The organism is Solimonas flava DSM 18980, assembly GCF_000426685.1.
Taxonomy (GTDB): Bacteria; Pseudomonadota; Gammaproteobacteria; order Nevskiales; family Nevskiaceae; genus Solimonas; species Solimonas flava.
Map to the genome: position 1 here is coordinate 188,917 of NZ_AUFV01000003.1, position 25,796 is coordinate 214,712.

Below are 25,796 nucleotides of genomic sequence, written 5' to 3' on the forward strand. Positions count from 1 at the left end.
GCCTCCTTCAATGCGTCCGGCCATCGTGCGCCGCCATCGCCATGCCGTCTACGCAGGATCAAATGCGCATCGGTTACGCTTTGATCCAGATCAATATCCGGACCCTGTCGCGATGCGCTTCGTACGCCGCCTGCTGCTGTTGCTCTGCGCCGCCTGCATCGCCGGCTGCAGCGCCACGCAGTTCGCCTACCAGCGGCTCGACTTCCTCGCCCGCTGGGAGCTCGACAAGTACGTCGACATGACGCCGGAGCAGCGCACGCGCTTCGATGTCGAGTTCGGCCTGTTCTGGGACTGGCATCGGCGCAGCGAGCTGCCGCGCTACGCGGCGACGCTGCGCCAGATCACGGCGCGCACCGACACGCCGCCGGACGCTGCCGAACTGGCGCGCTGGAGCGAGCAGTACGGCGCCCTGTGGAACGACGCGCTCGAACATCTGATGCCGCTGTTCTGCAGCCTCGGCGGCAGCCTCAGCGACGCCCAGGTACGCAGCCTGCTCGCACGCGCCGACGACGATCTGGCCGACTACGCCGAGGACGCCGTCGACGGCCGCGAGACGGATCTGCGCGACCGCGCCGAGCGCTCGCTGAACAAAAGCCTGCGCCGCTGGCTCGGCGACCTGACGCCGGAGCAGCGGCAGAGGCTGCACGAGTGGAACCGCACGCGGCCGTGGATCGCACCCGAGTGGCTGGCGTTCCGGCGCAGCTGGCGCGACGCGCTCGCCGATACGCTCGCCGCGCGCCAGGCGCCGGGCTTCTGTCCGCGCCTGAGCAGTCTGGTCACGGGCGGCGATGCGCTGTGGACCGAAACGCAGCGCGCCGACTTCGCCGCCAACCGCGAGCGCTGGCTGGCGCTGTTCGCCGATCTGGGCCCGAGCCTGACGCCGGCCCAGCGCCAGCATCTGCGCAAGCAGCTGCTCGGTCTCGCCGCCGATCTCGACGCGCTGTCGACGGCGCCTGCCGCGAACGCCGCCGAAGGCCGTTGACGGCCTCGCGCGCACGGCGCCGGGGCCGGCCGGACAAGCATGTCTGGCGCTGCGGCAGCTCCTGCATATTTGGGTGTTATTCCCCAGACGTTCCGTTAGACTTCCGGCCTGCTCGTGCCCGCAAACCCGCCCAAAGACGGTGTGACGGCCACGTGAAATCCTGATTTCGACTCGTTTTGCGCTCTGGAGCATTACAACATGCCGGTCAAAATTGCCGTGCTGAAGGAGACTCGTGCGAACGAACGCCGCGTGGCGCTCGTCCCCGCCGTGGCCGACAAACTCGTCAAGCTGGGCTGCGAGATCCACATGCAGTCCGAGGCCGGCGCCGCCAGCCGCATTCCGGATTCGGCCTACAAGAACGTCACGTTCGCGGCCAATCCGCAGGGCCTGGTCAGCGATGCTGACATCGTCGTCGCCGTGCAGCCGCCGCCGGCCGACGTGGTCGACGCGATGAAGGACGGCAGCACGCTGATCTCCTTCGTCTACGCGCACAAGGAACCGGAGCTGACCAAGCTGCTGCGCGACAAGAAGATCACCACTTTCGCGATGGAGCTGATCCCGCGCATCACGCGCGCGCAGGCGATGGACGCGCTGTCCTCGCAGGCGGCGCTGGCCGGCTACTACGCGGCGCTGCTCGGCGCCACCAATCTGGCGCGCATCCTGCCGATGATGACCACCGCGGTCGGCTCGATCCGTCCGGCCAAGTGCCTGGTCATGGGCCTCGGCGTCGCCGGCCTTCAGGCGCTGGCCACCGCGCGCCGCCTCGGCGCGATGACCGAAGGCTACGACGTGCGTCCGGAAACCAAGGAACAGGCCGAATCGCTCGGCGCCAAGTTCGTCGACACCGGTGTCGACGCGCGCGGCGAGGGCGGCTACGCCCGCGAGCTGACGCAGGAAGAGAAGGACAAGATCGCCGCGGTCGTCACCAAGCACATCCAGCAGGCGGACCTCATCATCACCACCGCCGCGATCCCGGGCCGGCCGTCGCCGAAGCTGATCAGCAAGGCGCAGGTCGACGGCATGAAGAACGGCGCGGTCATCGTCGACCTCGCCGCGGAAGGCGGCGGCAACTGCGAGTACACGCAGCCGGGCCAGACCGTGCAGATCGGCCAGGTGACGATCGTCGCGCCGCTGAACGTGCCCTCGCTGCTCGCCGAGCACGCCTCCGAGCTGTACTCGAAGAACCAGTTCAACCTGATCGAGCTGTTCGTCAAGGACGGCGCGCTCAACTTCGACTGGAGCGACGAGGTGCTGACCAAGGCGGCGCTGACGCACGGCGGCGAGATCAAGAACGAAGCGGCCAAGAAGGCCGTGGAAACGGCCTGAGAGGGAGACACGCCATGGAATACACCACCACCATCCTGACGGGCTTCGTGGCCCTCTACATCTTCATGCTGGCCGCCTTCACCGGCTTCGAGATCATCGGCCGCGTGCCGGCGATCCTGCACACGCCGCTGATGTCGGGCTCCAACTTCATCCACGGCATCGTCGTGGTCGGCGCGCTGTGGGCGCTGCTCAATGCATCGAGCACGCTGCAGCAGGTGATCGGTTTCGTCGGCGTGCTGCTCGGCGCCGGCAATGCCGCCGGCGGTTACGTAGTGACTGAGCGCATGCTCGAAATGTTCAAGCCTTCGGACAAGAAGAAGGGCTAAGGGGAAGCTCATGAATGCAGCCTTGATCATCGACGCGAGCTACTTCCTCGCGGCGTTTCTGTTCATCTACGGCCTCAAGCGCATGTCGTCGCCGGTCACGGCGCGCTCGGGCATCGTCGTCGCCGGCGTCGGCATGGTCGTCGCCGTGCTCGCCAGCTTCCTTTACACGCTCGACGTCGAGGAAGCCGCCCGACCGCATCTGACGACCAACGTCACGCTCGCCGTGATCGCGCTGGTGCTCGGCCTCGGCTGGGCCTGGTGGAGCGGCAAGCGCGTGGCGATGACGGCGATGCCGCAGATGGTCGCGCTCTACAACGGCATGGGCGGCGGCGCGGCGGCGGCGATCGCCGCGATCGAGCTGTTCGGCCACAAGGCGCACGGCGGCATCGGCCTCAGCCTCGCCGTGCTCGGCGGCCTGATCGGCTCGATCTCGCTGTCGGGCTCGCTGATCGCCTGGGGCAAGCTCGACGGCCGCATCAACAAGACGCTGCGCATCAGCGGCCTGCAGGCGATCAACGGCACGCTGCTGCTGATCCTCGTCGCGCTCGGCGCCTGGATCGTCTGGCAGCACGGCGCGGTGCCGACGCCGCTGCTCGCCGCGTTCTTCGCGCTGGCGCTGTTCTACGGCGTGATGATGACGATGCCGATCGGCGGCGCCGACATGCCGGTGGTGATCTCGCTCTACAACGCCTTCACCGGCCTCGCCGTCGGCTTCGAGGGCTACGTGCTCAACAACCCGGCGCTGATGATCGCCGGCATGGTGGTCGGCTCGGCCGGCACCCTGCTGACGCTGCTGATGGCCAAGGCCATGAACCGCTCGGTGTCGAACGTGCTGTTCAGCAACTTCGGCGCCGCCGGCGACGAGGCGCAGGGCGAGATCAAGGGTTCGCTCAAGCCGGTCGATGCGGGCGACGCCGGCATCAACATGCGCTACGCGAGCAAGGTCATCATCGCACCGGGCTACGGCCTCGCCGTCGCGCAGGCGCAGCACAAGCTTTACGAGTTCGTGAAGCTGCTGCAGGAGGCCGGCGTCGAGGTGAAGTTCGCGATCCATCCGGTCGCCGGTCGCATGCCGGGCCACATGAACGTGCTGCTCGCCGAAGCCGGCGTGCCGTACGACATCATCTACGACATGGAAGACATCAACGGCGAATTCAAGGAAGCCGACGTCGCCATCGTCATCGGCGCCAACGACACCGTGAACCCGGCGGCACGCACCAACAAGAGCTCGCCGATCTACGGCATGCCGATCCTCAACGTCGACCAGGCCAAGCAGGTCTACGTCGTCAAGCGCGGCCAGGGCAAGGGCTACTCGGGCGTCGAGAACGAGCTGTTCTATGCCGACAACTGCAACCTCGTCTACGGCGACGCGCAGAAGGTGATGGTGGCGATGATCCAGGCGGTGAAGTCGCTGGAAGGCGGCCACTGAGCGACGCGCCACTGCGAAGCATCACGAAGAGGCCGCCGCGAGGCGGCCTTTTTCGTGGCCGCGCCGAGCTTCAGCCGCCGCGCGGATCGCCCGGCAGGTACGCGCCGGTCAGGCGGCGGTACGCGTCCGACGTGCGCGGTCCGGCGACGCCGTCGACGCGGACGTAGAGGCCCGGGTGCGTGTTGAGCCATTGCTGCAGCGCCACCGCGCGCGCGACCGCCGCCGGGTCGCGCGGCTTGCGCTCGGCGTAAGGCACGGGCTGCGGCACCGGCGCCACCTCGTCCGGGCGCGGCGGAAAATCGATTTCGCGCATTTCGGCGAGCCGGCGCAGCAGTGTCGCCGCGCCGCACTGGTCGGAGACCGCGCTGGCGCTCCACTTGCCGTCGGCGACGTACTTGCCGCGCTCGTAATGATTCGAATAGCTCCAGAGATAGGGACTCAGCACCTCCGGGTGCTGCTTGCGGTAGCCCCAGCCGTTGTAGCCCTCGAGCCGGTACAGCGTCGCCGCCAGGCTCCAGTCGGCGATGCCGTCCATGCCGTCGTAGCGCAGCGCGTCGCGCGCGCTGTCCTCCCACGTGAACGGCGGCGCGCCGTCGACCGGACGGCCGCGCGGCACGTGCACGGTACGCGCGCTCAGCGGGTCGCCGTTGTGCAGGTGGGCGCGAAACGACAGGCCGGCCTCCAGATTGTGGATCGCGGCGACGACATACCAGGGTATGCCGAGCGGATCGCCGACCGCCGCGTAGCGCGCGCGGTCGGCGACGAGCTTGCCGGCCAGCCGCTCGACCGCCACGCGTCGCTCGGGCCGGACCTGGCAGCTGGCGAACAGCTGCTCGTACTCGTTGCGCAGCGCCTGCGTGAGCTTCGGCATGACCATCCCCCTTTTCACACGTCCGGCCGGCACGCTACGCCGGCCCCGGCGCCGCGCCCGTGATCCGCTTCACGGCGTGGCGGGCGGCGCGGACGCGGCGCCGTCGCGGGCGAACGACGGGGTTGTCTACAGGCGCAACACCTGCCACTGCGCGGCGTCGTCGAGATAGCGGATCGTCGCCGTTCTGAACTTGAGGTCGACGAACAGTTCGCAGGCCCGCTCGCCGTCGCGCCAGACCATCGCCACGCTGCTGTCGTTCGAATACTGCAGATGGAAGCGGCCGTTGAACGCCGGGTAGCGATAGCGGAACTCCAGCAGCGCGAACAGGCGCTGCACCACCGGCTGCTGCACGGCCTCGGCGATCTCCTGCTTGCTGTAGTAGTGCCGGTTGACGTCGCGCGGCTCGCCGCTCGCCGCCATCAGCTCCTGATCGTTCTGGCCGGCAAGCAGGCCGACGTAGTAGATCTGCGGGATGCCCGGCGCGAAGCACTGGATCGCACGCGCGCACAGGTATGCGTCGTCGTTGCGGTTGAGCGCATCGTAGTAGGTGCAGGTCAGCTGGTAGATCGCGCCGACGCTGTGGATGTTCGCCGCCGAGCGGCGCAGGATCGGATCGGCGCTGCGTTGCGAGATGTTGTGGATCAGCGCCTGGATCTCGCCCGGCGGCAGCACGCCCTCGACGTCCGGGATGCAGATACCGTCATGCGTGTCGAGCACGGTGATCTGCGTGCGCGGGCACATGCGCAGCCAGTGCTTGAGCTGCACGCTGTTTCCCTCCAGCAAGGCATACAGCAACAGCGGCGCCAGCGCGAAGCCGTAGGGCCGCATGCCGTGCTCGGCGATCGCGTACTGATAGCTGGGATGGTCGTGAATCTCCGGCAAGGTCTCGGCGCCATGCGCGCGCGCGGCGGCGTCGACCCAGCTGAGGATGTCGTAGACCTCCGGCTCGACCAGAAAGCAGCTCGTGCCGATCTTCTTGGTCGTGTAGCCGAAGGCGTCGAGCCGGAACAGCCGCACCCCTCTCGCGGCAAGGAACTTGATGTAGTCCTCGATCAGCGCGTAGGTCTTCGGCGACTGGAAGTTCAGGTCGATCTGGTGCTCGGTGAAGGTGCACCAGACGCGGCCCTTGCCGCCGTCGCCGAACGTGACCTCGCGGAACGGCTCCTTCTCCTTGCGGATGTGAATCTTGGCGAGATCGTCCGGCGAGATCTCGCCGAACTGGTCGACATGCACGAACAGCCCGGCGGCATCGGACGCGTAGCCGTGGCGCAGGAAATCCTGGAATTCCTCCGACGCGTCGGAAATGTGATTGATGATCAGGTCGAGCGTGAGATCGTACCTGGCGGAAATCCGCTCGATGTCGGCCCAGCTGCCGTAGCGCGGATCGATCGCCTTGTGCGTCAGCGGCGAGAAGCCGCCGTCGGCGTTCGACGGGTACGGCGGCAGGATGTGCACGCCGCCGAGACGGCCGCTGCCATGCGTTTCGAGAAACTCGAACAGATCGGCGAGGTTCTCGCCGAGGCGGTCGGGATAGGCGATCAGCTGCACCTGATTGCGGAGAGTCATCAAGTTTTTCCGTAACGGCTGGATGCGTCGCGGCCGGCGACCGCGCGCGTTATGCTCGGCCTGCGGCGGCGGTGCGCAGGATGCGACGTTCCGGTTTCGAAACTCGGGGCGACGCGAAGGTTCCCGGGCCCGTCGCTGCGGCGCCGCCTCCACGACCTGCCATGAACCACACCACCGCCGCACCGGCCACCGGACCGGCTTTCCGCTACTACGACTTCCTGCTCGGCGGCATGGTCGCCGTGCTGCTGTGCTCGAACCTGATCGGGCCGGGCAAGGTCTGCACGCTGACGCTGCCGCTGATCGGCAACGTCGACTTCGGTGCCGGCAACCTGTTTTTCCCGATCAGCTACATCTTCGGCGACGTGCTCACCGAAGTGTACGGCTACGCGCGCGCGCGGCGCGCGATCTGGGCCGGCTTCGGCGCGATGATCTTCGCGACGCTGATGTCGGCGATCGTCGTCGGCATGGCGCCGAGTCCGGACGAGCCGTGGAACGCCACGCTGCAGCCGGCGCTGGAAGTGGTGTTCGGCAACACCTGGCGCATCGTCGCCGCGAGCATGTTCGCGTACTGGGTCGGCGACTTCGTCAACTCGTACGTGATGGCGAAGATGAAAATCTGGACGCAGGGCCGCTTCCTGTGGATGCGCACGATCGGCTCGACGATCTGCGGTCAGGGCGCCGATTCGCTGCTGTTCTATCCGATCGCCTTCGCCGGCATCTGGGAGACGCACTCGCTGATCGCGGTCGTCATCTTCAACTTCGCGATGAAGGTCAGCGTCGAGGTCGTGATGACGCCAGCGACCTACTTCATCGTCAACCGCCTGAAGCGCGCCGAGGGGGTCGACACCTACGACACGCACACGCACTTCACGCCGTTCTCGCTGCAGGACGAGGGCGAGGTCCGGCAGCGCCCGTGAGCGATGAGGTCCCGCGTCCGCCGTCCGCGGCGCGCGCCGCGCTCGGCGGCTATCTGCAGATCAGCGCGCGCGGCTGCCACCGGCTGCGCAGCGTGCGCTTCACGGCGCCTGCGCTGATCGGCGTGCAGGCCGGGCGCAAGCGCCTGCGCCGCGGCCCCGAGCGGATCGAGTTCGGCGCCGGCGCCTGGTTCGCGGTGCCGGCCGGCGTCGTGCTCGACATCGAGAACCTGCCGCCGGCCGACGGACCGTACCGCGCGCTGTGCCTGGCGTTCGATCCCGCGCTGCTGCGCGCATCCGCCGTCGCGGCGCGCGCCGCGCCGCCGCCGTGGCAGGCGCTGCGCACCGAGCCGGCGCTGCTGCAGGCCGTCGAGCATCTGCACGCCGGCCTCGCACAGCCGCAGCCGCTGCCCGAACGCCTGCTGCGGCACCGTTTCGAGGAAGTCTGGCTGGCCCTCGCCGAACAGGGCTTCGTCGCCGGCCTGCAGGCCGCGCCGACGACCGCCGAGCGCGTGCGCGCGCTGCTCGCCGGGGCGCCGTCGCGACTGTGGCGCAGCGCCGAAGTCGCCGCGCGGCTGGCGCTCAGCGAGGCGACGCTGCGGCGCCGGCTGGCCGAGGAAGACACCGGCCTGCGCGAACTGCTCGGCGATCTGCGCCTCGGCCAGGCGCTCGCCGCGCTGCAAAGCACGCAGCAGCCGGTCGCGCGCATCGCCTACGACGCCGGCTATCGCTCGGCATCGCGTTTCGCCGCCGCGTTCCGGCGCCGCTACGGCGTGGCGCCGTCGACGATCCGCGGCGACGAACGAGGCCCGCACGCCTGAGACCTGCGCGTTTCGGCACCGAAGTTGAGCGTTTGCGCGCACCGGCGGCCGGTCGTGGCCGCGATCATGGCCGCCCGTCCCGAACAGGAGAGCCGTCATGCCGATCCATCCCGCCCTGATTCTCGCCGCCGCGCTCGCCGCCAGCGGCCCCGCGGCCGCCGGCGACGTCACCACGCTGCGCCTGAGCAGCCCCGACCTCGCCGAACAGCGCCCGCTCGCCGCCGCGCAGGTCTACGCAGGTTTCGGCTGCCACGGCGGCAACCGCTCGCCGGCGCTGGCCTGGAGCGCCGGGCCGGCCGGCACGCAAAGCTATGCGCTGACCGTGTACGACCCGGACGCGCCGACCGGCAGCGGCTGGTGGCACTGGGTCGTCGTCAACCTACCGGCCGAGACGCGCACCCTGCCGGCCGGCGCCGGAAGCGCCGATGGCGCGGCGCTGCCGGCCGGCGCGCGCCAGCTCGTCACCGACTTCGGCGCGCCGGGCTACGGCGGCGCCTGTCCGCCCGCCGGCGCGCCGGCGCACCGCTACCAGTTCACCGTCTATGCGCTCGACAGCGTCCTCGAACTGCCGGCGAACGCGACGCCGGCGCTGGCCGGTTTCATGATCCACGCGCACGCCCTGGCCAGCGCCCGCATCACCGCCGTCTACGGCCGCTGAACGCGGCCGCCGTTCACGCCGGACGGGTCGGCGCGCGCCGCGTGAACTGCAGCAGCAGGCCGATCAGCACGAACAGCACGGCGGCGCTCGCCGCCAGCGAACCGTGAATGCCGATGCGCGCGCCGACCAGGCCGACGGTGACGCCGCTGAAGGTGCGCATGCCCATCGCGAACATGTTGTAGACGCCGATCGCGCGGCCGCGCAGCGCCGGCGGCGCCTCCAGCTGCACGAGGGTCTGCGCCATCGCGTTGAACGCCAGCTCGACGAAGCCGGCGACGAACAACAGCGCAAGCGCCAGCGCGTAGTACGGCGAGACCGCGAAGCCGGCCAGCGCGACACACCAGATCAGCGCCAGCACGCAGGCGGTCTGCGGCCGCGGCCGCAGCAGGCCGCGGCTTTCGAGCACGAAGCCGGCGAGCAGCGCGCCGGCGGCGTCGGCGGCGAGCAGCGCGCTGTATGAGAAATCGACATGGCCGTGGCCGAGGTCCTGGGCGAAGCCCGGCATCTGCGCCTGGTAGGCGTTGCCGATCAGCAGCGAGGCGCCGCCGGCGAGCAGCGTCATCGAGGCGATCACGCGATGCCGACCGATCTCGGCCAGCGTGCGCGCGATGTCGCCGAAACCGCGCACCGCGCGCTGCGCCGCCGCCGCACCGGCGGCGCGGAAGCGCGGCCCGTACGGCGCGGCGACCAGCCAGAGGATGAACGGCAGGTACAGCAGAGCGTTGACGAGGATGCCGAGGTTCGGCCCGAGCACGAGCAGGAAGGCGCCGCCGAGCGCCGGGCCGAGCAGGAGGCCGAGCTGGCGTGCGGTGGCGTTGAGGCGCACCGCGCTCTGCAGATGCTCGCGGCCGACGATGTCGTGCAGCAGCACCTGCGACGGCGGTCCCCACAGCACGCCGGCGCAGCCGTGCACGATCAGCAGCAGCGCCGCGTGCCAGACCTGCAGCGCGCCGGTGATGAACAACACGCCCCAGGCCACCGACACCGCCATGAACAGCGCCATGCCGAGCTGGATCATGCGGCGCGGGTCGTAGCGGTCGGCGGCGATGCCGGAGCTCAGCGAGAACAGCAGATACGGCAGCCAGTGCGAGACCACCGCGAAGCCGCCGAGCGCCGGCGACTGGAATTTCTGGAAGATCACCCAGTAGCTGATCACGTGCTCGATGCTGTCGGCCATCATCGCCAGCGCCGACAGCAGGAAATAGGCGCGGTAGCCGCGATGGCGGAGGGCGGCGAAGGCCACGTGCGGAACGGCGGGAGCGGCTTGCGACACGTCAGTCGAGGGCTGGTTCTTCGAAAGCGCGCGATTGTAGGGCTTGCGGCGGCGCGGGACCGCCCGACCGCGCGGCACGCCGACCGCGCCGCAGCCCGCGAGCCGCAAGACCGGAATCCGCCCGGCAGCGCGGAGACGGACCGCGGCCGGCGCCCGTATCATGCGAGCCCGCCGCCGCGACGGCGCGTCCGTCCGGATCGCGCAAACGGCATGGTTTAGAAATCCTTATGCACAAGCCGGGCGGATCGAGCTTTGCTGTCACAATCAAGAGACGCCTCATTCACATTCTATTCATATCGGTGCATTCCATTGAATAGAAAAGCTTTATTCTTGACCCTCCAGTATCGCCCGCAGGCTCTGCGCGCCGCGCGCCGGGGCCGCCACGCGCAGGCCGCCCCCTTCATTCACATAGTTATCCACAGGCCGTGAGCGTCCAGCTGACGAGCGTCGCGGTGCCGGTGCCGCTGTACCGGAGCTTCGACTACCGGGCACCGGCCGAGCTGGCGGCGCAGCTGCGTCCGGGCGTGCGCGTGCGCGTGCCGTTCGGGCGCCGCCGCGTCACCGGCGTGGTGCTGCGCGCGCCCTTCGAGGCGGGCGACGACGGCCAGGATTACCGTCCGGTCGAGACCGTGCTCGACGACACCCCGCTGCTCGGCGCCGATCTGCTGGCGCTGTGCGAGTGGGCGGCCGACTACTACCGCCACCCGATCGGCGAGGTCGTCGCCGCGGCGCTGCCGGGCAGCCTCAAGCACGAGGGCCGCGCCCGGCTCGACAGCGCCCGGCAATGGCAGCTGAGCGCCGCCGGCCGCGAGGCCCTGGAGCGCCTGCCGGCGCGCCACCGCGCGCAGCGCGCCGCGCTCGAGGCGCTGCGCGCCGGCCCGCTCGGCAGCGGCGACTGGGCGGTCGAGGCGGCGGTGCGCGCACGCCTGCTCGCGCAGGCTTGGGTCGAGGCGGTGCCGATCCCGGACCAGCCCACCGCGTCGCCGCCCGCGCCGACGCTGACGCCGGCACAGGCCGTAGCCCTGCAGGCGCTGGAAGCGGCGGCGGCCGCCGGCTTCAGCGTCAGCCTGCTCGAAGGCGTCACCGGCAGCGGCAAGACCGAGCTGTATCTGCGGCGCATCGAAGTGGCGCTCGCCGCCGGCCGCCAGGCACTGGTGCTGGTGCCGGAGATCAGCCTGACGCCGCAGCTCACGCAGCGCCTGCGCGAGCGGCTCGGCCCGGTCGTGCTGAGCTTCCATTCCGGGATGAGTGAAGGCGAACGCGAGCAGGCCTGGCTGGCGGCCCGCGCCGGCAGCGCCGGCGTGATCGTCGGCACCCGCTCGGCGGTGTTCGTGCCGTTCGCGCGGCTGGGACTGATCGTCGTCGACGAGGAGCACGATCCCTCGTACAAACAGCAGGACGGCTTCCGCTATTCGGCGCGTGATCTGGCGATCGTGCGCGCGCAGCGCCTCAAGGCCGAAGTCATCCTCGGCAGTGCGACGCCGTCGCTCGAATCGCTGCACAACGCCCGCCAGGGCCGCTACCGGTACGTGCCGCTGCGCGAACGCGTGCACGCCCAGCCGCCACCGCGCATCCGCGTGCTCGACGTGCGCCAGCAGACGCTCGCGCACGGCCTCTCGCCGATGCTGCTGGACGCGCTCGACCGCTGCCTCGAACGCGGCGAGCAGGCGCTGCTGTTCATCAACCGGCGCGGCTACGCGCCGATGCTGCTCTGCCACGACTGCGGCTGGCGCGCCGCCTGCACCGCCTGCGACGCCCGCCTGACGCTGCACCGCGGCCGCGGCCGCCTGATCTGCCATCACTGCGGCGCGCAGCAGCCGGTGCCGAAGACCTGCCCGTCCTGCGGCGGCAGCGAGCTGATGCCGCTCGGCCAGGGCACCGAACGCATCGAGCAGGCGCTCGCCAACCGCTATCCGCGCCAGCGCGTCGAGCGCCTCGATTCGGATCGCCTCGGCAAGCGCCACGAGCTCGAACGCCTGCTCGCCGACGTGCGCGCGCAGAAGATCGACGTGCTGGTCGGCACGCAGATCCTCGCCAAGGGCCACGACTTCCCGAACCTGTCGCTGGTCGGCATCGTCTCCGCCGATCAGGCGCTGTACGGCGCCGACTTCCGCGCGATCGAACGCATGGGCCAGCTCGTCACCCAGGTCGCCGGCCGCGCCGGCCGCGCCGGCCAGGCCGGCGAGGTCTGGCTGCAGACGCACGAGCCGCAGCACCCGCTGCTGCGCACGCTGGTCGAACGCGGCTACGACGCGCTCGCCGACGCGCTGCTCGAGGAACGCGCGATGGCGAAGCTGCCGCCGTACGCGCATCTCGCGCTGCTGCGCGCCGAGGCGCAGGACAGCGGCCTGCCGCTGCGCTTCCTCGCCGCCGCGCGACAGCTGTACGCGCCGTTCGCCGACGTCGAGGCGATGGCGCCGATCCCGTCCGGCATGGAACGCCGCGCCGGCTACACGCGCGCGCAGCTGCTGCTGCAGTCGGACAGCCGCGCCGCGCTGCAGCGCGCGCTGGCCGCGACCGTGCCGCGGCTCGGCGAACTGCCCGACGCGCGCCGCGTGCGCTGGTCGGTCGACGTTGATCCGGCCGATCTGTTCTAGGGCGCCGCTCCGCGCGAGCGCGGCGCCCATGCTGGCAGTCACTTTCGGCGTTCGCGCCGCCGCGCTGCACGCAATGACGAACCGGCAAGCCGCGGCTGCCGTCGCGCCGGAGCAGCCCGCGCCAGGCCGCCGCTCACTGCCGAAACGAAGACACCCCTTCGCAAAGGGGCGTCTTCGCCGCGGCGGACGGACTCAGGGCCTGCGGCCGGTGAACCGCGACACGCCCGTGCAGCGCGTCTCGCCCGGCCCGCGATAGGTCCAACTCGTCTGGCCGCTGAGCTCGGTGCTGTTCGGGATCGACACCCGCACGGTCTCGGTGGTCTCGCCGGGGCCGTCCTCCATCGTCACGGTCAGCTGACCCGAAAGGCCCGAGGGATCGTCGGCCGAGCCCATCGTCAGCTCGAGAGATTTGCCGGCGTACTCGGTCAGGTACTTCGTGTCCGAGATCTTGCTGACGCCGACCGTGAAGCGGCTGTCCTCGTCCTCGCAGAGCCCCGGCTGCGACACGCTGGTCACCGTCGTGTGCGAGCTGATTTCCCAGGCGCCTTCGAAAACGCGCTTGATCGTCACGAGGACGGTGGCGGCCTTCGAATAGCCGTTCTCGTTCTTCGCCCGGTACGTGAAGCGGTCGGCGCCGAACGACTGTCCGGACGGCGTGTAGGTGAAGCGATCATCCGCCTGCAGCGACACGCTGCCCAGCGTCGGCGCGCTCACGACTTCCAGGCTGTCGGCACCACGCACCGAGAGCGTCGATTCCGCGGGCGTACCCTGCGTCACCGTGATCGCCGCATCGTCAGCCTCGGGCAGATCGATGCTGAGCTGCGCGGCGACGGTGATCGGATCGCCTTCGTCGCGAAGGAGCTTGAAGTCGAAATCGATGTTTTCCTCTTCCGGCTCGATCGCCTTGAACTTCAGCACGATGTGCACGGCGGACGGCGCCGCGCTGCCGCTGATATCGCTCCTCGAGATGCCGCCGAGCGTGACCCCAGCCGCCGGCAGGTCTTCGGTCTTTTCGGTCTGCAGGCTGGCAAGGAGATTCTGCAGCGAGTCGGGCAGATACGGCAGACGCGAGATCATCGTCGCGAGACGCGCGAAGTTCGCCTGCACGACGCCGAGCACGCTGTCGTCGATGCGCAGCGTGCGCTCGATGCGGAAGGTCTGCGCCACGTCGTTGGCGAAGCCGATGCGCGCCGCGCCCGTCAGCGCGCGGACCTGCTTGTACGCCGATCCGCCGCGACTGGCGTCCTCGCCGGTGATCACGCGCACCAGCTGCGCGGCCACTTCCTTCAGGCAGGTCCCCAGCACCGCGCCGACGCTGGTGCGCGTCTTGTTGAACTCCGTGAACGCGTTGACCGCGCTGCCGATCGCGACGCCGGCGTAGATCGCGCTGAGCACGCTGCCGTTCGCGATCTGCTTGCCGCTCCAGTAGGTGGCGCTCATCCACAGCGCCAGGCTGGCGTTGCTGCGGACGAACTCGGCGGTCTTGCTCTTGCAGGCGCTCAGATCGAAGGCGCGCGCCGGCGTCGCCGCAGCCGGAATCGAGCCGTCGGCGGCGATGAAGCCGTTCGCGACCAGCACGACGGCCGCCTCTTCGAGCTCGGCCGGCGTCGCACCGTCCAGCTGCGCCAGCGCCGCGTCGAGATCCTGCTGCTGCTGCTCGATCGTCGCCAGCTGGCTGGCGCTGAAGGTCGCGCCGTACGCCGTGACGATGTCGTCGAGCTGCGCCTTGAAATGACGCAGCGCCGCCGACACGACGGCGCCCGCATCGGCGATCGCCGGCGCGCCCTCGATCTGCAGCGGATACGCGTACGAGCGCGTGCCGATCGTCACCCGCAGGATCTTCTCGCCGGCGACGGCCGTGGCCGGCACCGCGAAGGTCAGCGTGCCGGCATCGCTGCGGTACAGCGTGAGGTCCTGGCCGTCGAGCGTGGCGACGTAGCTTTCGTCCTCGAGCGGCAGCTGGTCGGCGAACAGCAGGCCGAGCTCGCCGCCGGCGAGCGTCGACTTGCCGTCCGGAATCGTCAGGCTGGCGAGCGTCGCAGTGGCGCGGATCGTGACCTCGGCGCGAGCCGTGCGCTCGGCGGCGTCGGTCGCCGTCGCGGTGCAGACGATGTCCGTGTCCACGGTCACCGTCGGCGTGATCAGGAGCGTGCCTTCCAGCGTCCCGCCCGTGCACGCCAGCCCGACCTCGAGCGCGTCGCCTTGCGCATTGCGCGCCGTCGCGGTGAGGGCGACGGTCTCGCCGCCTTCCACCGTCGTCGCGGACGCCGTCAGGGCCACGCTCGGCGGCGCCTCATCGTCGCCGCCGCCACCGCCGCACGCCGCCAGCTGGACGATCAGCAGACCGGCCATCGCGCGCGACAGCAGGCGCCGCTGCGGCGGGTGACGTGAAACATGAAAAGCGCTGGACATACCGCGAGCTCCCTTTGCAAAAGCACCGAATGGGTCGCCGGACGCGATGCCCGGAACGGCCCGGGCGCGCCCCTTCGTCCGGCGCTGCGAAGACCTTGGCACGACCGTTCGCGCCGACGCATTGCCCATTTGGGTAATGCTGCGTTGCGCGGGCCGGCGGCGGCGTGCTACTGCTGCGGCGTTCGCCGGTTTATCCGAAGCCCGCCCATCCCGATCCCCGATGACGTCCAGCCTTCCTCCGCCGCGCGCGCTGTCCGAGCTGATCGGGCTGGTCTACGACGCCGCCACCGATCTCAGCCTCTGGCCGGAGCTGCTCGAAGGCGTGTCCGGCTATCTGCAGCAGCTCGACGAAGACACGCCGCGCCTGAGCCATCAGACCGTGCACGGCCTCGTCACCCGCTGGTTCGACCAGGGCACGCTGATCGAGGGCGCGGCGACGCCCGGCGAACGCCAGCTGCTGCAGCAGCTAATTCCGCATTTCGTTCGCGCCAACGCGATCCATCACGAGCTGGCGCAGGCTGAGGAGGAACGCGATCTGCTGGAAGGTGCCCTCGACCGCCTGCCAGTCGGCATGGCCATCGTCGACCGCGACGGCCGCGTCAGCGGCATGAACCGCGCGCTGCTCGACGTCACGCGCGGCAAGGGCGCGCTGCGGCTCGAGCACGGCCGGCTGGTGGCAACGCCGGCCGCGCCGCTGCAGGCGGCGATCCGCGCCGCGATCGACCAGCCGGACAGCGCCGGCCGCTCGCTGCACCTCGACGCGAACAGCGCCGATGCGCTGTCACTGCTGGTCTCGCGCATGGCGCTGAAGGGGCGCAGCGACGCCAGCCGCGCCGTTGTGTTCGTCGCCAGCCGCCGCACGCACCAGCTGTCGGAACAGGCCCTGATGTCGGCGTTCGGCCTCACGCCGGCCGAGGCGCGCGTGACGCAGGGGCTGGTCCGCGGGCGCACGCTCGAACAGATCGCCCGCGAGCACGCGGTGACGATCCATACCACGCGTGCGCAGCTCAAGGCCGTCTTCGCCAAGACCGGCGTGAGGCGACAGCCGGAGCTGATGCAGACCCTGTACAGCAGTCCGGTCTGGCTGGATACCGTCGCCGAGGAAACGCGCGCCGCCGGGCCCGCGGCCTTCCGGGAGATGCCGTCGCCCGCGGCGCCGACGGAAGGGCTGCGCCTGCGCGACGGGCGCTGGCTGGCATACGCCGACGTCGGCGATACCGGCGACCTGCCGGTGATCCTGATGCACGGCATCTCCGGCTCGCGCTTCCAGCGCCATCCCGACGACAGCCTGCTGCCGCGCTGCGGCGTGCGCCTGATCCTGCCGGAGCGGCCCGGCTGCGGCGATTCCGACCCGCTGCCGGGCCGGCGCATCACCGACTGGCCGCGCGACGTCGCTGCGCTCGCCGATCATCTCGGGCTCGATCGTTTCGCCGTCGCCGGTTTCTCCGGCGGCACCCCGTACGCGCTGGCCACCGCCGCACTGCTGCCCGAGCGCGTCAGCAGCGTCACCCTGGTCGGCTGCGCGCCGCCGTTCACCGGCGTCGAGGACATCCGCCACTACCTGCCGGCCTTCCGCATGGCGATGCTGCTGGCGCGCTACACGCCGAGCTTGCTGTCGCCGGTGATGCGCGTGGTGATCAAGGGCATCCGCAAGGACCCGCAGCGCTACATCGAGCAGGTCAAGACGCAGGTCACGGACGCCGACCGCGAGATCCTCGACGACCCGGCACTGCGCAAGGCCTATGTCGACGGCCTGCTGGCCTCGGTGCGGCACGACGAGCGCGAGCTCGTGCTCGAGACGCTGCTGTCGGTGCAGGACTGGGGCTTCGAGCTGTCCGACGTGCGCGCGCCGGTGACGATCTGGCATGGCGAGGACGACCGCCACGTGTCGATCGCCCTGGCCGAACGCATCGGCCGCCAGCTCGAGGCCGTGGCGCTGAACCGCCTGCCGCAGGCCGGCCATTTCGTCATCTACGCGCTGTGGCAGACCATCTTTTCGAGCATCGCCGACGCGGAGCGGAGCGCCCAGCCGCTGGGCCTGGCGTCCTGAACCGCACCGCGCGCCTGCGCCCGACGTGCGCTGGTCGGTCGACGTCGATCCGGCCGATCTGTTCTGAAGCCGGCTCAGCCGCCGAGCGAATGGCGGAACAGCAGGGTGCTGACGCCGAGCACGAGGAACAGGCCGGCGGCGACGATGCGGATCGCCTTCAGCGGCAGCTTCTTGGCGAGCGCCGCGCCGACGAAGATCACCGGCACGTCGGCGAGCATCATGCCGGTCGTGGTGCCGGCGACGACGGCCGCCAGCGAGTCGAAGCGCGCCGCCAGCAGCGTGGTCGCGATCTGCGTCTTGTCGCCGATCTCCGCGAGGAAAAACGCCAGCGCGGTGACCAGAAAGGCGCTGCCGTCGCCGGCCGGCTTGGCCTCGTCCTCGTCGATCTTGTCCGGCACCAGCGCCCACAGGCCGACGGCGATGAACGAACCGCCGACGATCCACGGCAGCCACTGCGCCGGCACCACTGTGCGCACCCAGCCGCCGAGCGCGCCGGCCAGCGTGTGATTGAGCAGGGTCGCGACCAGGATGCCGGCGATCACCGGCGCAGGCTTGCGAAAGCGGGTGGCGAGGACCAGCGCGAGCAGCATGGTCTTGTCGCCGATTTCGCCGAGCAGCACGGCGCCGGTCGAAACGAGGAAGGCTTCCATATCGAAGTTCTGGATCGGATGAAGGGCCGGGCACTGGGCAAGACCGGACGCGCGAAGCCCGCCCGGCGGCCGCCTCGCTCGTCCTGGTCTCGCCAGGCGACGTGCGCGCCGTGCAGGCGGCTTCGTCGCTGGACGCGCCATGTCCCGACCGGGACAAGTCTGTTGACGCGTCCTCCCGCCTTGCGCGGGACGGCTACTCCCCAAAAACGGCGCGCAGCCTAGCCGAAAAGCGCGGCGCGCAAAAGACGCCGTCGTCGCCGCCCGGCTACAATCCGCGCCCAAAAACTCGCTGCCACCTTGGTTTTTCGATGAAAACGCATTTGCAGGACCTGCTCGCCCGCGCCCTCGACCCGCTGCTCGCCGGGACCGAGATCGCGCGACCGGCGATCCAGCTCGATGCGACCAAGGACCCGAAGTTCGGCGACTTCCAGACCAACCTCGCGCTGCAGCTCGCCAAGCCGCTCGGCAAGCCGCCGCGCGCGGTCGCCGAAGCGCTGGTCGCGGCGCTGCCGCCGGCCGGCATCGTCGCCAGGGTCGAGATCGCCGGGCCCGGCTTCATCAATTTCTTCCTGAACCGCGCGGCGTTCCAGAACGTCATCGCCGACGTGCTCGCGCAGGGCGAGCGGTACGGCCGCGACGATTCCGGCAGCCGCGGCCGCATCATGGTCGAGTTCGTCTCGGCCAATCCGACCGGGCCGATGCACGTCGGCCACGGCCGCGGCGCCGCGTACGGCGATTCGGTTTCCAAGCTGCTCGCCGCGACCGGCTGGACGGTGTGGCGCGAGTACTACATCAACGACGCCGGCCGCCAGGTCGACGTGCTCGCGGTCAGCGTCTGGCTGCGTTATCTGCAGGCCTGCGGCGAGACGATCGAGGTGCCGCGCCGCGGCTATCCCGGCGACTACATCCGGAAGACCGCCGCCGCCGTGCTCGCCACGCACGGCCGCGCGTTCGCGCACACCGCCGCCGAGGTGTTGGCCGGCCTGCCGGCCGACGCCGTTGCGCCGGAAGGCGCCGACGACGCGCAGAAGGAAGCCGTCAAGGCGCAGCAGGAGCGCTATCTCGACGCGCTGATCGAGCGCGCCAAGGCGCTGCTCGGCGACGGCTATCGCACGATCCAGCAGGCCGCGCTCGACGACCAGCTCGGCGTCATCAGGAAGACGCTCGCCGACTTCAACGTCGAGTTCGACCAGTGGTCGTCGGAAGCGGCGCTGGTGCAGTCGGGTTTCGTGCAGATCGCGCTCAAGCGCCTCGCCGACCAGGGCCTCACCTACGAGAAGGACGGCGCGCTGTGGATGCGCACCGAGGCGTTCGGCGACGAGAAGGACCGCGTGCTGGTCAAGGCCGACGGCGCCGCAACCTACTTCTGCAACGACCTCGCCTATCACGTCGACAAGCTCGACCGCGGCTGGCCGATGCTGATGGACGTCTGGGGCGCCGATCACCACGGCTACATCGCCCGCGTGCGCGCCGCGATCGAAGCGCTGACCGGCCGCAAGGACGCGCTCAACGTGCAGCTGATCCAGTTCGTCACGCTGTCCTCGGGCCGCATGGGCAAGCGCAGCGGCAATTTCGTCACGCTGCAGGATCTGATCGACGAGGCCGGCACCGACGCGACGCGCTTCTTCTATCTGACGCGCTCGCACGACCAGCATCTCGAGTTCGACATCGACCTCGCGCGCTCGCAGTCGAACGACAATCCGGTCTACTACGTGCAGTACGCGCACGCGCGCATCTGCCGCGTGTTCGAGCAGCTCGCCGAGAAAGGCGGCACGTGGAAGGCCGAAGATGCCGCGGCGGCGCTGCACCGTCTCGACACCGAACACGAGAAGGCGCTGCTGACGCTGCTGACGCGCTATCCGGAGATGCTGCGCAAGGCGGCGGCGGCGTACACGCCGCACACCGTGGTGTTCTTCCTCAAGGATCTCGCCGAGGCGCTGCACAGCTACTACAACGTGCACCGCTTCCTGGTCGACGACGATGCCGAACTGCAGAACGCGCGCCTCGCGCTGATCGCGGCGACCGGCCAGGTGCTGCGCAACGGCCTCGCCATCCTCGGCGTGTCGGCGCCGGAAAAGATGTAGCGCGCCGCGGGCGCGCGCATGACACACTGAAGAACCCGACAACGACGTCGAGAAGCAAACGAGATGGCCCGCGACTACGCGCATCGCAACAGCGGCAACCGCCGCCAGACCCGCAGCGGCGGCCGGCGCGGCGGCGGTGGCGTGCCCGGCTGGATCTGGCTGATCGCCGGCCTGTCGGCCGGCCTCGCGGTCGCCGCCTTCGTCTACATCAAGCGCCCGGTCGACAGCACGCTGCTGCCGCAGGCCGGAGCGCCGGCGGCCGGCGCGGCGGAAGCCGATGGCGACGGCAAGCCGGCGCCGCGCAAGAACGGCGGCAAGCCGCAGGCCCTGCCGCTGCCGCCGAAGGAGAAGGACCGCTTCACCTTCTACGAGATCCTCAAGAACCAGGAAGTCGTGCTGCCGCGCGAGGCCGCCAAATCGGCGCAGCCGCCGAGCACGCCGAAGCCGCAGACGCCGCCGAACGCCGACGGCTCGGCGCCGGCCGCCGCCGCGGCCGACGCCAACAGCGGCAGCTACATCATCCAGGTCGCCTCGTACCGCTCGCAGACCGAAGCCGAGAAGCAGAAGGCCAGCCTCGCGCTGCTCGGCATCGAATCGCGCATCGAGACGGTGACGATCGACGGCAAGGACACCTTCTACCGCGTGCGCATCGGCCCCGACCGCAACTGGCAGCACGTGCAGGCGACGATGACGCGGCTCGAATCGAACGGCATCCAGGCGCTGCTGGTGAAGCTGCAGTAGGCACGCCGGCCTCATGAGAAAGCCCCGCGCGGCGCCTGCCGCGCGGGGCTTTCTTTATGGCTGGAACGACGCGTCAGCTTTTGCGCGACGGCAGCACCAGCAGGACGATGCCGAGCACCACCGCGCCGCCGCCGAGCCAGGCGGGAATCGCCACCGACTCCTTCTCCTTCACGGAAAGATGCAGCGCGCCGAGATCGGCGTCGTGCGTTTCCTTGGTGTACGAGAACTGCTTGTAGCTCAGCGCCGCGGCGCCGGCGACGATCAGCACGATGCCGACGATCTTCAGGACTCCCATGTCCGCTCCTTGCATGCCCCGCGCCGCGTCGATGCGGCGATTCATTGTGTCGGGTCCGGCACCGAACCGCACCTGAACGCCGCGCTCAGGCGGCCGACCAGAGCGGCGGCGCGGCGGCCGGATCGAGCCGGTAATAGCCGGCCAGCAGCGCGTACAGCTCGGCGTGATGGCGGCGCAGTTCGACCGGACGCTGGAAGAAAGCCTCGCTGACCACACCGAAGAACTCGCCCGGACTCTCGGCGCCGTACGGATCGAGCACCGGCGGCCGCCGGTGCCGTTGCAGGCGCTCGTACTCGCGCTGCATCACCTGCGACCACTGCGTGTAGTCGGCCATCGGCGGCGCGCCCTCGCTCCACGGATTCTCGTCGTCGAGCTGGTGCGCGAACTCGTGGATCACGACATTCACGGCGTCGCCGGCGAGCGCCGCCTCGACGTCCTCCCACGACAGGATCACGCGATCGCCCTGCCAGGACTCGCCGATCTGTTCGACCGGCTCGTCGTCGACGAGACCGAGTTCGTCCGGCTCGTCGTGGCGCACGAGGAACGCGGCCGGATACAGCAGCACGCTGCGCACCGCGGGAAACAGCGTCGCGTCGTCATCGCGCAGCAGCAGCAGCGCCGCCAGGCCGGCGACGGTCAGGCGCATGTCGTCGTCGACCACCAGTCCGTTGCAGCCGATGAAGCGCTTGCGCGAGATGAAGGCCTCGACGCGCGCCTCGTAGCGCTCGCGCAGTGCCGCCGGCACCAGCGCCGCCTGCGGCACGCGTGCGTGGAGACGCGCGCGCCAGCCGTCCGGCAATCGCGGCGCGGACGCACGGGCGCGGCGCCGCCGGACGAACCAGGCGATCGGGATGGCCAGCAGGAGCAGTGACAGCGCGAGGAGCGGACTCACCGCGCAAGCTTAGCGTCCGGCCGCGCGCGGCGCCGGCGTCGGGCGCGGCGATGACGGCGCCTAGCGTGCCAGCCAGCCGCCGGGCCCGAAGTACTTCGTCACGCCGTCGAGCGCCGCGGCGTCGGGCGTCGCCAGCGCCCGCGCGCCGCGATCGAGCAGCAGCAGGCGGTCGCCCCTGGCGTCGTAGCGCGGCCAGTCCGCCGCGCAGCGCGGCTCGCCGTCGCGCGCGAACGCCGTCCAGCAGTCGGCGAGCGTCGCGGCGAGCGCGCGATCGCCGGCGTCGACCGTGGTGCCGAGCGCCTGCAGCGCGTCGAGCGTGTCGAACACGTAGGCGATCTCGGCGGCGTGGCCGGCGCCGGGCACCTGACCGCGGCGACCGGCGCTGACGTGCGCGAAGCGATACAGCCAGGTCGGCGCCTGCGCCGCATGGCGGGCGGCGAGCCAGCGCGCCGGCGCGGCGAAGACGATGTCGCGGAACAGCAGCGGCTGGCGTGCCGCGGCGTCGGCGGCCTGACCTTCGTACCAGCCGGAAACCGCCGGCAGGCGTACCAGCACGCCGTCCCAGAAGCCGGGCTTGCGCAGCTTCAGCAGGCTGCCCTCCCAGTCGTTGCTGCCGATGATCAGCGGCACGCGCGCCTCGCGGCCGGCGGCGAACACCGCGGCCGGCGCCTCGGACACGCTGTCGCCGTCGACGAACGGACCGAAGCCGAGCGAGCGCTCGGCACGCTGCGCCTCGAGCAGCTTCTCCGGCGCCAGCGCGCGCAGCGCGGCGGCATCGGCCTTGCCGTCGACGCCGGCCACCGCGAGCGCGGCGACGACCTTGCGCTGCATCTGCTCGCGCGGCAGCGGCTTGCCCCAGCCGCCGCCGGACTCGACGATCGCGCGCTGGAACAGTCCCTCGCCGGCGCGGCTCGTCATCAGGTACAGCACGTCGGCGCCGCCGGCACTTTCGCCGAACACGGTGACGCGCTGCGGATCGCCGCCGAAGGCGGCGATGTGGCGCTGTACCCAGCGCAGCGCAGCGATCTGGTCGAGCAGGCCGAAATTGCCGGCCTTGCCCTCGGCGGCCAGCGCCGGGTGCGCGAAGTAGCCGAGATAGCCGAGCCGGTAGTTCAGCGTCACCACGACGACGCCGCGCTGGGCGAGACGGCGACCGTCGTAGCTCGGGATCGAGGCGCTGCCGATGCGGTGCGCGCCGCCGTGCAGCCAGACCATCACCGGCAGCGGCGCGGTGCGCGCGGCCGGCGTCCACACGTTGAGATAGAGACAGTCTTCGCGGCGCAGCTTCGGCGTCAGGCCGTAAAGGCGATCCTCGCCCTGCGGGCAGGCGGGACCGAACTGCGTGGCGTCGCGTTCGCCGCTCCACGGCGCCGGCGCCTGCGGCGGCCGCCAGCGCAGGGCGCCGACCGGCGGTGCCGCGTATGGAATGCCGAGGAAGGCCTGCACGCCGTCGGCGCTGGCGCCGCGCAGCGCGCCGTCCGCGAACGTCGCGCGCGGCGCTTCGTCGGCGTGGGCCGCCGCCGCGAACGCGAGCAGCGCGGCGGCGAGCCCTTTGAGTGTGCCAGCGTAGGCCATGCGAACTCCCGGTCGGCGACGGTGACGACGGCGCCGCGCGGCGCCACGTGAAATCAGAAAAAGCGCTTGCGTACTTCCAGCCCGTAGCTGCGCGGCTGGCCGATGTAGCCGTTGTAGCTGCCGCTCTGCGCCGGGCTGTCGAAGATGATCAGGTTGTAGTGCTTGTCGGTGAGGTTGGCGCCCCACAGCGAGACCTCGAACTCGGCCGGCAGGTGCAAGCCGAGCCGCGCGTTGAGCAGCGTATAGCCGCCCTGGCGCTTGTGCTCGTCGAGATTGACGCCGGTGTTGACCTCGCTCTGGTAGCGCGCGACGACGTTGCCGAAGGCGCTCGCGTTCCAGACCGGCAGCGCGCGTTCGTAGCTGCCGCCGAACTGCCCGCTCCAGCGCGGCGCGTTGGTCATCTGCTTGCCGTCGTTCGGGCCGGCGCTGAACTCGGCGTCGGCCCAGGTCGCGGCGGCGCGCAGGCTCAGGCCGGCGAGCAGGTAGGCGGTCGACTCGAACTCGACGCCGCGCGAGCGCACCTGCGCGTTCTGCACCTGCCAGGTCTGGCCGTTGTAGCCGGCCAGCTGGAAGTCGTCGATGTCCATCCAGAACAGCGCCGTGCGCGTCTGCACGCGGTGCCCGAAGAACGGCGCCTTGATGCCGAGTTCGTAGGCATCGACGGTCTCGGGGCGGAAGGTCTGGTCGCCGTCGTTGGCGGTGGTCGGCGGATTGAGATTGATGCCGCCGGACTTGAAGCCGGACGCATAGCTGCCGTAGACGTAGAGCCCGTTCGCGAACCGGCGGCCGAGCGCGGCGTTGCCGGTGTAGCGGTTGTCGTCGTAGTGCGCGTCGTACGGATCGGCGCCGCACAGGAAGCGCACCGAAGCCGGCAGCGGCAGCAGCGGATTGCACGACGGGCTGTCGGAGACGGTGGAGCCGCCGCCGTGCTTCTGCTCGTGCAGCCAGCGCAGGCCGAGCGTCAGGTCGAAGCCGGCGCCGAGGTCGATGATGTTATGCGTGAACAGCGACCAGCTCTGGCCGTTCTGCTGCGCGCGCGTGTCGGTCTGGCCGCTGCCGCTCGGATAGAGCAGGGCCGGCACCGCGCCGCCGCTGATCAGGTTGACGTAGGCGCCGGCGTCGTCGCCGAGCAGCGTCGCCATCGTCAGGTTCAGGTCCTCGTCGGCGCCGTAGACGCCGAGCAGCCAGTCGAGCCGTCCGGCGACGCCGTGCAGCGAGAGCTCGCCGGTCTTGGTGCGGATCGTGCCGTTCTGGTACGGGATGTAGACGAGGTCGACGTCGCTGTAGTCGCCGTCGGAACGGTCGCGGCCGTCGCTGTCGCGATAGCTGGCGAGACCGCGTAGCTCGGCCCAGCCGAGATCCCAGTCGAGATGCAGCGAGGCGCCGGAATCGTTGGCCTTGCTCGCCAGCGGGCGGTCGAAGGCGACGCGATCCTCGGCCGGCGGATCGAACACCGTGCCGCCGAGCGCGGCCAGCGCCGGCGCCGTCGGTCCGTAGTGCGTGTACGGCGCCGCGCAGCAGCGCTCGTCCTTGGCGATGCGGTCGGCGATCAGGCGCAGCGACAGCGCCGGCAGCGGCCGGTACAGCAGCTGGCCGCGCAGCGTGTAGCGGTCGCGGTCGTTGGCATCGCGGCCGTCGGCGCTGTTGTGCAGGAACCCGTCGCGCTGGTTGAGCTGCGCCGCGAAACGCACCGCCAGCACCTCGTCGACCAGCGGCAGATTGAGCATGCCGCGCAGCAGCCAGGCGTTCTCGTTGCCGTAGCTGAGGCCGAGGCTGGCATCGCGGCGGAACACCGGCTGCGCGGTGACGATGCGGATCGCGCCGACCGAGGTGTTCTTGCCGAACAGCGTGCCCTGCGGACCGCGCAGCACCTCGATGCGCTCGACGTCGACGAGGTCGGTCAGCGCCAGACTGGAGCGCGACAGGTAGACGTCGTCGACGAACACGCCGACCGAGCTTTCGAAACCGACGTTGCCGCCCGAGGTGCCGATGCCGCGGATACGGATCACCGAGCCGGCGTTCTCGCTGCCGGAGACGGTGACGGCCAGCGACGGCACCTCCATCTGCAAGGCCTGGGTGTCGCGGATCGCCGACTGTTCGAGCGTCTCGCCGCCGAGTTCGCTGATCGCCAGCGGCACGCGGTCGAGACTCTGGCTGCGCCGCGTCGCGGTGACGACGACGGTTTCGATCGCCGCGTCGGCGGCGGGCGGCGGCGGCGGGCTTTCCTGCGCGGCGGCGGCGCTCGCCAGCAAGGCCGAAGGGCCGATCCACCACAGACGTCCGAGCATCCGGTGCATGTCCGTTCTCCCCCTCTTGCCAGCGCCTCGCGGTCTG

20 protein-coding genes and 1 riboswitch are annotated in these 25,796 nt (G+C 70.5%); of the genes, 11 read left to right on the forward strand and 9 right to left on the reverse strand.

Features of this window, described 5'->3' with window-relative positions; translation table 11 throughout:
- Window positions 1-112 precede the first annotated feature (112 nt).
- From K343_RS0105945 to K343_RS0105960, 4 genes are all read left to right on the forward strand, one after another.
- Window positions 113-982 (forward strand): DUF6279 family lipoprotein, encoded by an 870-nt coding sequence (locus K343_RS0105945; RefSeq protein WP_028007270.1) that lies wholly within the window; start codon window positions 113-115, stop codon window positions 980-982.
- Window positions 983-1,180: 198 nt separating this feature from the next.
- On the forward strand, window positions 1,181-2,308 hold the full coding sequence (locus K343_RS0105950) for an NAD(P) transhydrogenase subunit alpha (RefSeq protein WP_028007271.1): 1,128 nt from the start codon (window positions 1,181-1,183) through the stop codon (window positions 2,306-2,308).
- Between the two features lie 14 nt (window positions 2,309-2,322).
- Window positions 2,323-2,634 (forward strand): NAD(P) transhydrogenase subunit alpha part 2, encoded by a 312-nt coding sequence (locus K343_RS0105955; RefSeq protein WP_020647909.1) that lies wholly within the window; start codon window positions 2,323-2,325, stop codon window positions 2,632-2,634.
- A 10-nt stretch (window positions 2,635-2,644) separates the two neighbouring features.
- A complete protein-coding gene (locus tag K343_RS0105960; RefSeq protein WP_028007272.1) occupies window positions 2,645-4,063 on the forward strand; it encodes an NAD(P)(+) transhydrogenase (Re/Si-specific) subunit beta in 1,419 nt (472 codons plus the stop codon).
- Between the two features lie 70 nt (window positions 4,064-4,133).
- Here the strand turns inward: K343_RS0105960 and K343_RS0105965 are convergent, their stop codons facing one another.
- Together K343_RS0105965 and gtfA are read right to left on the reverse strand one after the other, a co-directional pair.
- Window positions 4,134-4,934: a hypothetical protein gene (locus K343_RS0105965; RefSeq protein WP_084615754.1), complete on the reverse strand. Its 801-nt coding sequence runs from the start codon at window positions 4,932-4,934 to the stop codon at window positions 4,134-4,136.
- Window positions 4,935-5,060: 126 nt separating this feature from the next.
- Window positions 5,061-6,500, reverse strand: coding sequence for a sucrose phosphorylase (gene gtfA / locus K343_RS0105970; RefSeq protein ID WP_028007274.1), 1,440 nt, complete (start codon window positions 6,498-6,500; stop codon window positions 5,061-5,063).
- Between the two features lie 161 nt (window positions 6,501-6,661).
- Here gtfA and K343_RS0105975 point away from each other — a divergent pair, with 161 nt between their 5' ends.
- The 3 genes from K343_RS0105975 to K343_RS0105985 all read left to right on the forward strand — a co-directional run bounded on the left by K343_RS0105975 (window position 6,662) and on the right by K343_RS0105985 (window position 8,893).
- Window positions 6,662-7,417 (forward strand): queuosine precursor transporter, encoded by a 756-nt coding sequence (locus K343_RS0105975; RefSeq protein ID WP_028007275.1) that lies wholly within the window; start codon window positions 6,662-6,664, stop codon window positions 7,415-7,417.
- The gene (locus K343_RS21160; RefSeq protein WP_051277995.1) at window positions 7,414-8,235 is read left to right on the forward strand and encodes a helix-turn-helix transcriptional regulator; all 822 of its coding nucleotides are present in this window, start codon (window positions 7,414-7,416) and stop codon (window positions 8,233-8,235) included. Before K343_RS0105975 ends, K343_RS21160 begins: the two co-directional genes overlap by 4 nt.
- 97 nt (window positions 8,236-8,332) lie before the next feature.
- Window positions 8,333-8,893, forward strand: a complete 561-nt coding sequence (locus K343_RS0105985; RefSeq protein WP_028007276.1) for a YbhB/YbcL family Raf kinase inhibitor-like protein — start codon at window positions 8,333-8,335, stop codon at window positions 8,891-8,893.
- A gap of 13 nt (window positions 8,894-8,906) precedes the next feature.
- On the opposite strand, the gene K343_RS0105990 is transcribed toward K343_RS0105985, so the two are convergent.
- Window positions 8,907-10,136: an MFS transporter gene (locus K343_RS0105990; RefSeq protein ID WP_084615755.1), complete on the reverse strand. Its 1,230-nt coding sequence runs from the start codon at window positions 10,134-10,136 to the stop codon at window positions 8,907-8,909.
- Window positions 10,137-10,591: 455 nt separating this feature from the next.
- Between K343_RS0105990 and K343_RS0105995 the strand changes: the two genes are divergently transcribed.
- Window positions 10,592-12,763, forward strand: coding sequence for a primosomal protein N' (locus K343_RS0105995; protein ID WP_028007278.1), 2,172 nt, complete (start codon window positions 10,592-10,594; stop codon window positions 12,761-12,763).
- A gap of 192 nt (window positions 12,764-12,955) precedes the next feature.
- On the opposite strand, the gene K343_RS0106000 is transcribed toward K343_RS0105995, so the two are convergent.
- Window positions 12,956-15,175, reverse strand: coding sequence for an Ig-like domain-containing protein (locus K343_RS0106000; protein ID WP_028007279.1), 2,220 nt, complete (start codon window positions 15,173-15,175; stop codon window positions 12,956-12,958).
- 220 nt (window positions 15,176-15,395) lie between these two features.
- Between K343_RS0106000 and K343_RS23285 the strand changes: the two genes are divergently transcribed.
- Entirely contained in the window at window positions 15,396-17,225 is a 1,830-nt protein-coding gene (locus K343_RS23285; RefSeq protein ID WP_051277996.1) for a bifunctional helix-turn-helix transcriptional regulator/alpha/beta hydrolase, read from the forward strand.
- A gap of 74 nt (window positions 17,226-17,299) precedes the next feature.
- Here K343_RS23285 and K343_RS0106010 read toward each other — a convergent pair whose 3' ends face one another.
- Window positions 17,300-17,875: a TMEM165/GDT1 family protein gene (locus K343_RS0106010; RefSeq protein WP_028007280.1), complete on the reverse strand. Its 576-nt coding sequence runs from the start codon at window positions 17,873-17,875 to the stop codon at window positions 17,300-17,302.
- Between the two features lie 94 nt (window positions 17,876-17,969).
- Window positions 17,970-18,089, reverse strand: a riboswitch (yybP-ykoY riboswitch).
- 94 nt (window positions 18,090-18,183) lie between these two features.
- On the opposite strand from K343_RS0106010, the gene argS reads away from it, so the two are divergent.
- Complete coding sequence (gene argS, locus K343_RS0106015) at window positions 18,184-19,959, forward strand: arginine--tRNA ligase (protein WP_028007281.1); 1,776 nt, start codon at window positions 18,184-18,186, stop codon at window positions 19,957-19,959.
- 63 nt (window positions 19,960-20,022) lie between these two features.
- The gene (locus K343_RS23290) at window positions 20,023-20,700 is read left to right on the forward strand and encodes an SPOR domain-containing protein (RefSeq protein WP_051277997.1); all 678 of its coding nucleotides are present in this window, start codon (window positions 20,023-20,025) and stop codon (window positions 20,698-20,700) included.
- Between the two features lie 73 nt (window positions 20,701-20,773).
- Here the strand turns inward: K343_RS23290 and K343_RS0106025 are convergent, their stop codons facing one another.
- From K343_RS0106025 to K343_RS0106040, 4 genes are all read right to left on the reverse strand, one after another.
- Window positions 20,774-20,995: a hypothetical protein gene (locus K343_RS0106025; RefSeq protein WP_028007282.1), complete on the reverse strand. Its 222-nt coding sequence runs from the start codon at window positions 20,993-20,995 to the stop codon at window positions 20,774-20,776.
- Between the two features lie 85 nt (window positions 20,996-21,080).
- Entirely contained in the window at window positions 21,081-21,887 is an 807-nt protein-coding gene (locus K343_RS0106030) for a M90 family metallopeptidase (protein WP_028007283.1), read from the reverse strand.
- Between the two features lie 60 nt (window positions 21,888-21,947).
- Window positions 21,948-23,462, reverse strand: a complete 1,515-nt coding sequence (locus K343_RS21175; RefSeq protein WP_051277998.1) for a carboxylesterase/lipase family protein — start codon at window positions 23,460-23,462, stop codon at window positions 21,948-21,950.
- Between the two features lie 53 nt (window positions 23,463-23,515).
- Entirely contained in the window at window positions 23,516-25,759 is a 2,244-nt protein-coding gene (locus K343_RS0106040; protein ID WP_084615720.1) for a TonB-dependent receptor, read from the reverse strand.
- Window positions 25,760-25,796: the final 37 nt, after the last annotated feature.

Coding starts and splice junctions, on each gene's coding strand:
- K343_RS0106000 (WP_028007279.1), bottom strand. CDS start 15,175: ATGTCCAGCGCTTTTCATGTTTCACGTCACCCGCCGCAGCGGCGCCTG.
- K343_RS0105975 (WP_028007275.1), top strand. CDS start 6,662: ATGAACCACACCACCGCCGCACCGGCCACCGGACCGGCTTTCCGCTAC.
- K343_RS23290 (WP_051277997.1), top strand. CDS start 20,023: ATGGCCCGCGACTACGCGCATCGCAACAGCGGCAACCGCCGCCAGACC.
- K343_RS21175 (WP_051277998.1), bottom strand. CDS start 23,462: ATGGCCTACGCTGGCACACTCAAAGGGCTCGCCGCCGCGCTGCTCGCG.
- K343_RS23285 (WP_051277996.1), top strand. CDS start 15,396: ATGACGTCCAGCCTTCCTCCGCCGCGCGCGCTGTCCGAGCTGATCGGG.
- K343_RS0105950 (WP_028007271.1), top strand. CDS start 1,181: ATGCCGGTCAAAATTGCCGTGCTGAAGGAGACTCGTGCGAACGAACGC.
- K343_RS0106040 (WP_084615720.1), bottom strand. CDS start 25,759: ATGCACCGGATGCTCGGACGTCTGTGGTGGATCGGCCCTTCGGCCTTG.
- K343_RS0106025 (WP_028007282.1), bottom strand. CDS start 20,995: ATGGGAGTCCTGAAGATCGTCGGCATCGTGCTGATCGTCGCCGGCGCC.
- K343_RS0105945 (WP_028007270.1), top strand. CDS start 113: ATGCGCTTCGTACGCCGCCTGCTGCTGTTGCTCTGCGCCGCCTGCATC.
- K343_RS0105985 (WP_028007276.1), top strand. CDS start 8,333: ATGCCGATCCATCCCGCCCTGATTCTCGCCGCCGCGCTCGCCGCCAGC.
- K343_RS0105955 (WP_020647909.1), top strand. CDS start 2,323: ATGGAATACACCACCACCATCCTGACGGGCTTCGTGGCCCTCTACATC.
- K343_RS0105965 (WP_084615754.1), bottom strand. CDS start 4,934: ATGCCGAAGCTCACGCAGGCGCTGCGCAACGAGTACGAGCAGCTGTTC.
- K343_RS0106010 (WP_028007280.1), bottom strand. CDS start 17,875: ATGGAAGCCTTCCTCGTTTCGACCGGCGCCGTGCTGCTCGGCGAAATC.
- argS (WP_028007281.1), top strand. CDS start 18,184: ATGAAAACGCATTTGCAGGACCTGCTCGCCCGCGCCCTCGACCCGCTG.
- gtfA (WP_028007274.1), bottom strand. CDS start 6,500: ATGACTCTCCGCAATCAGGTGCAGCTGATCGCCTATCCCGACCGCCTC.
- K343_RS0105960 (WP_028007272.1), top strand. CDS start 2,645: ATGAATGCAGCCTTGATCATCGACGCGAGCTACTTCCTCGCGGCGTTT.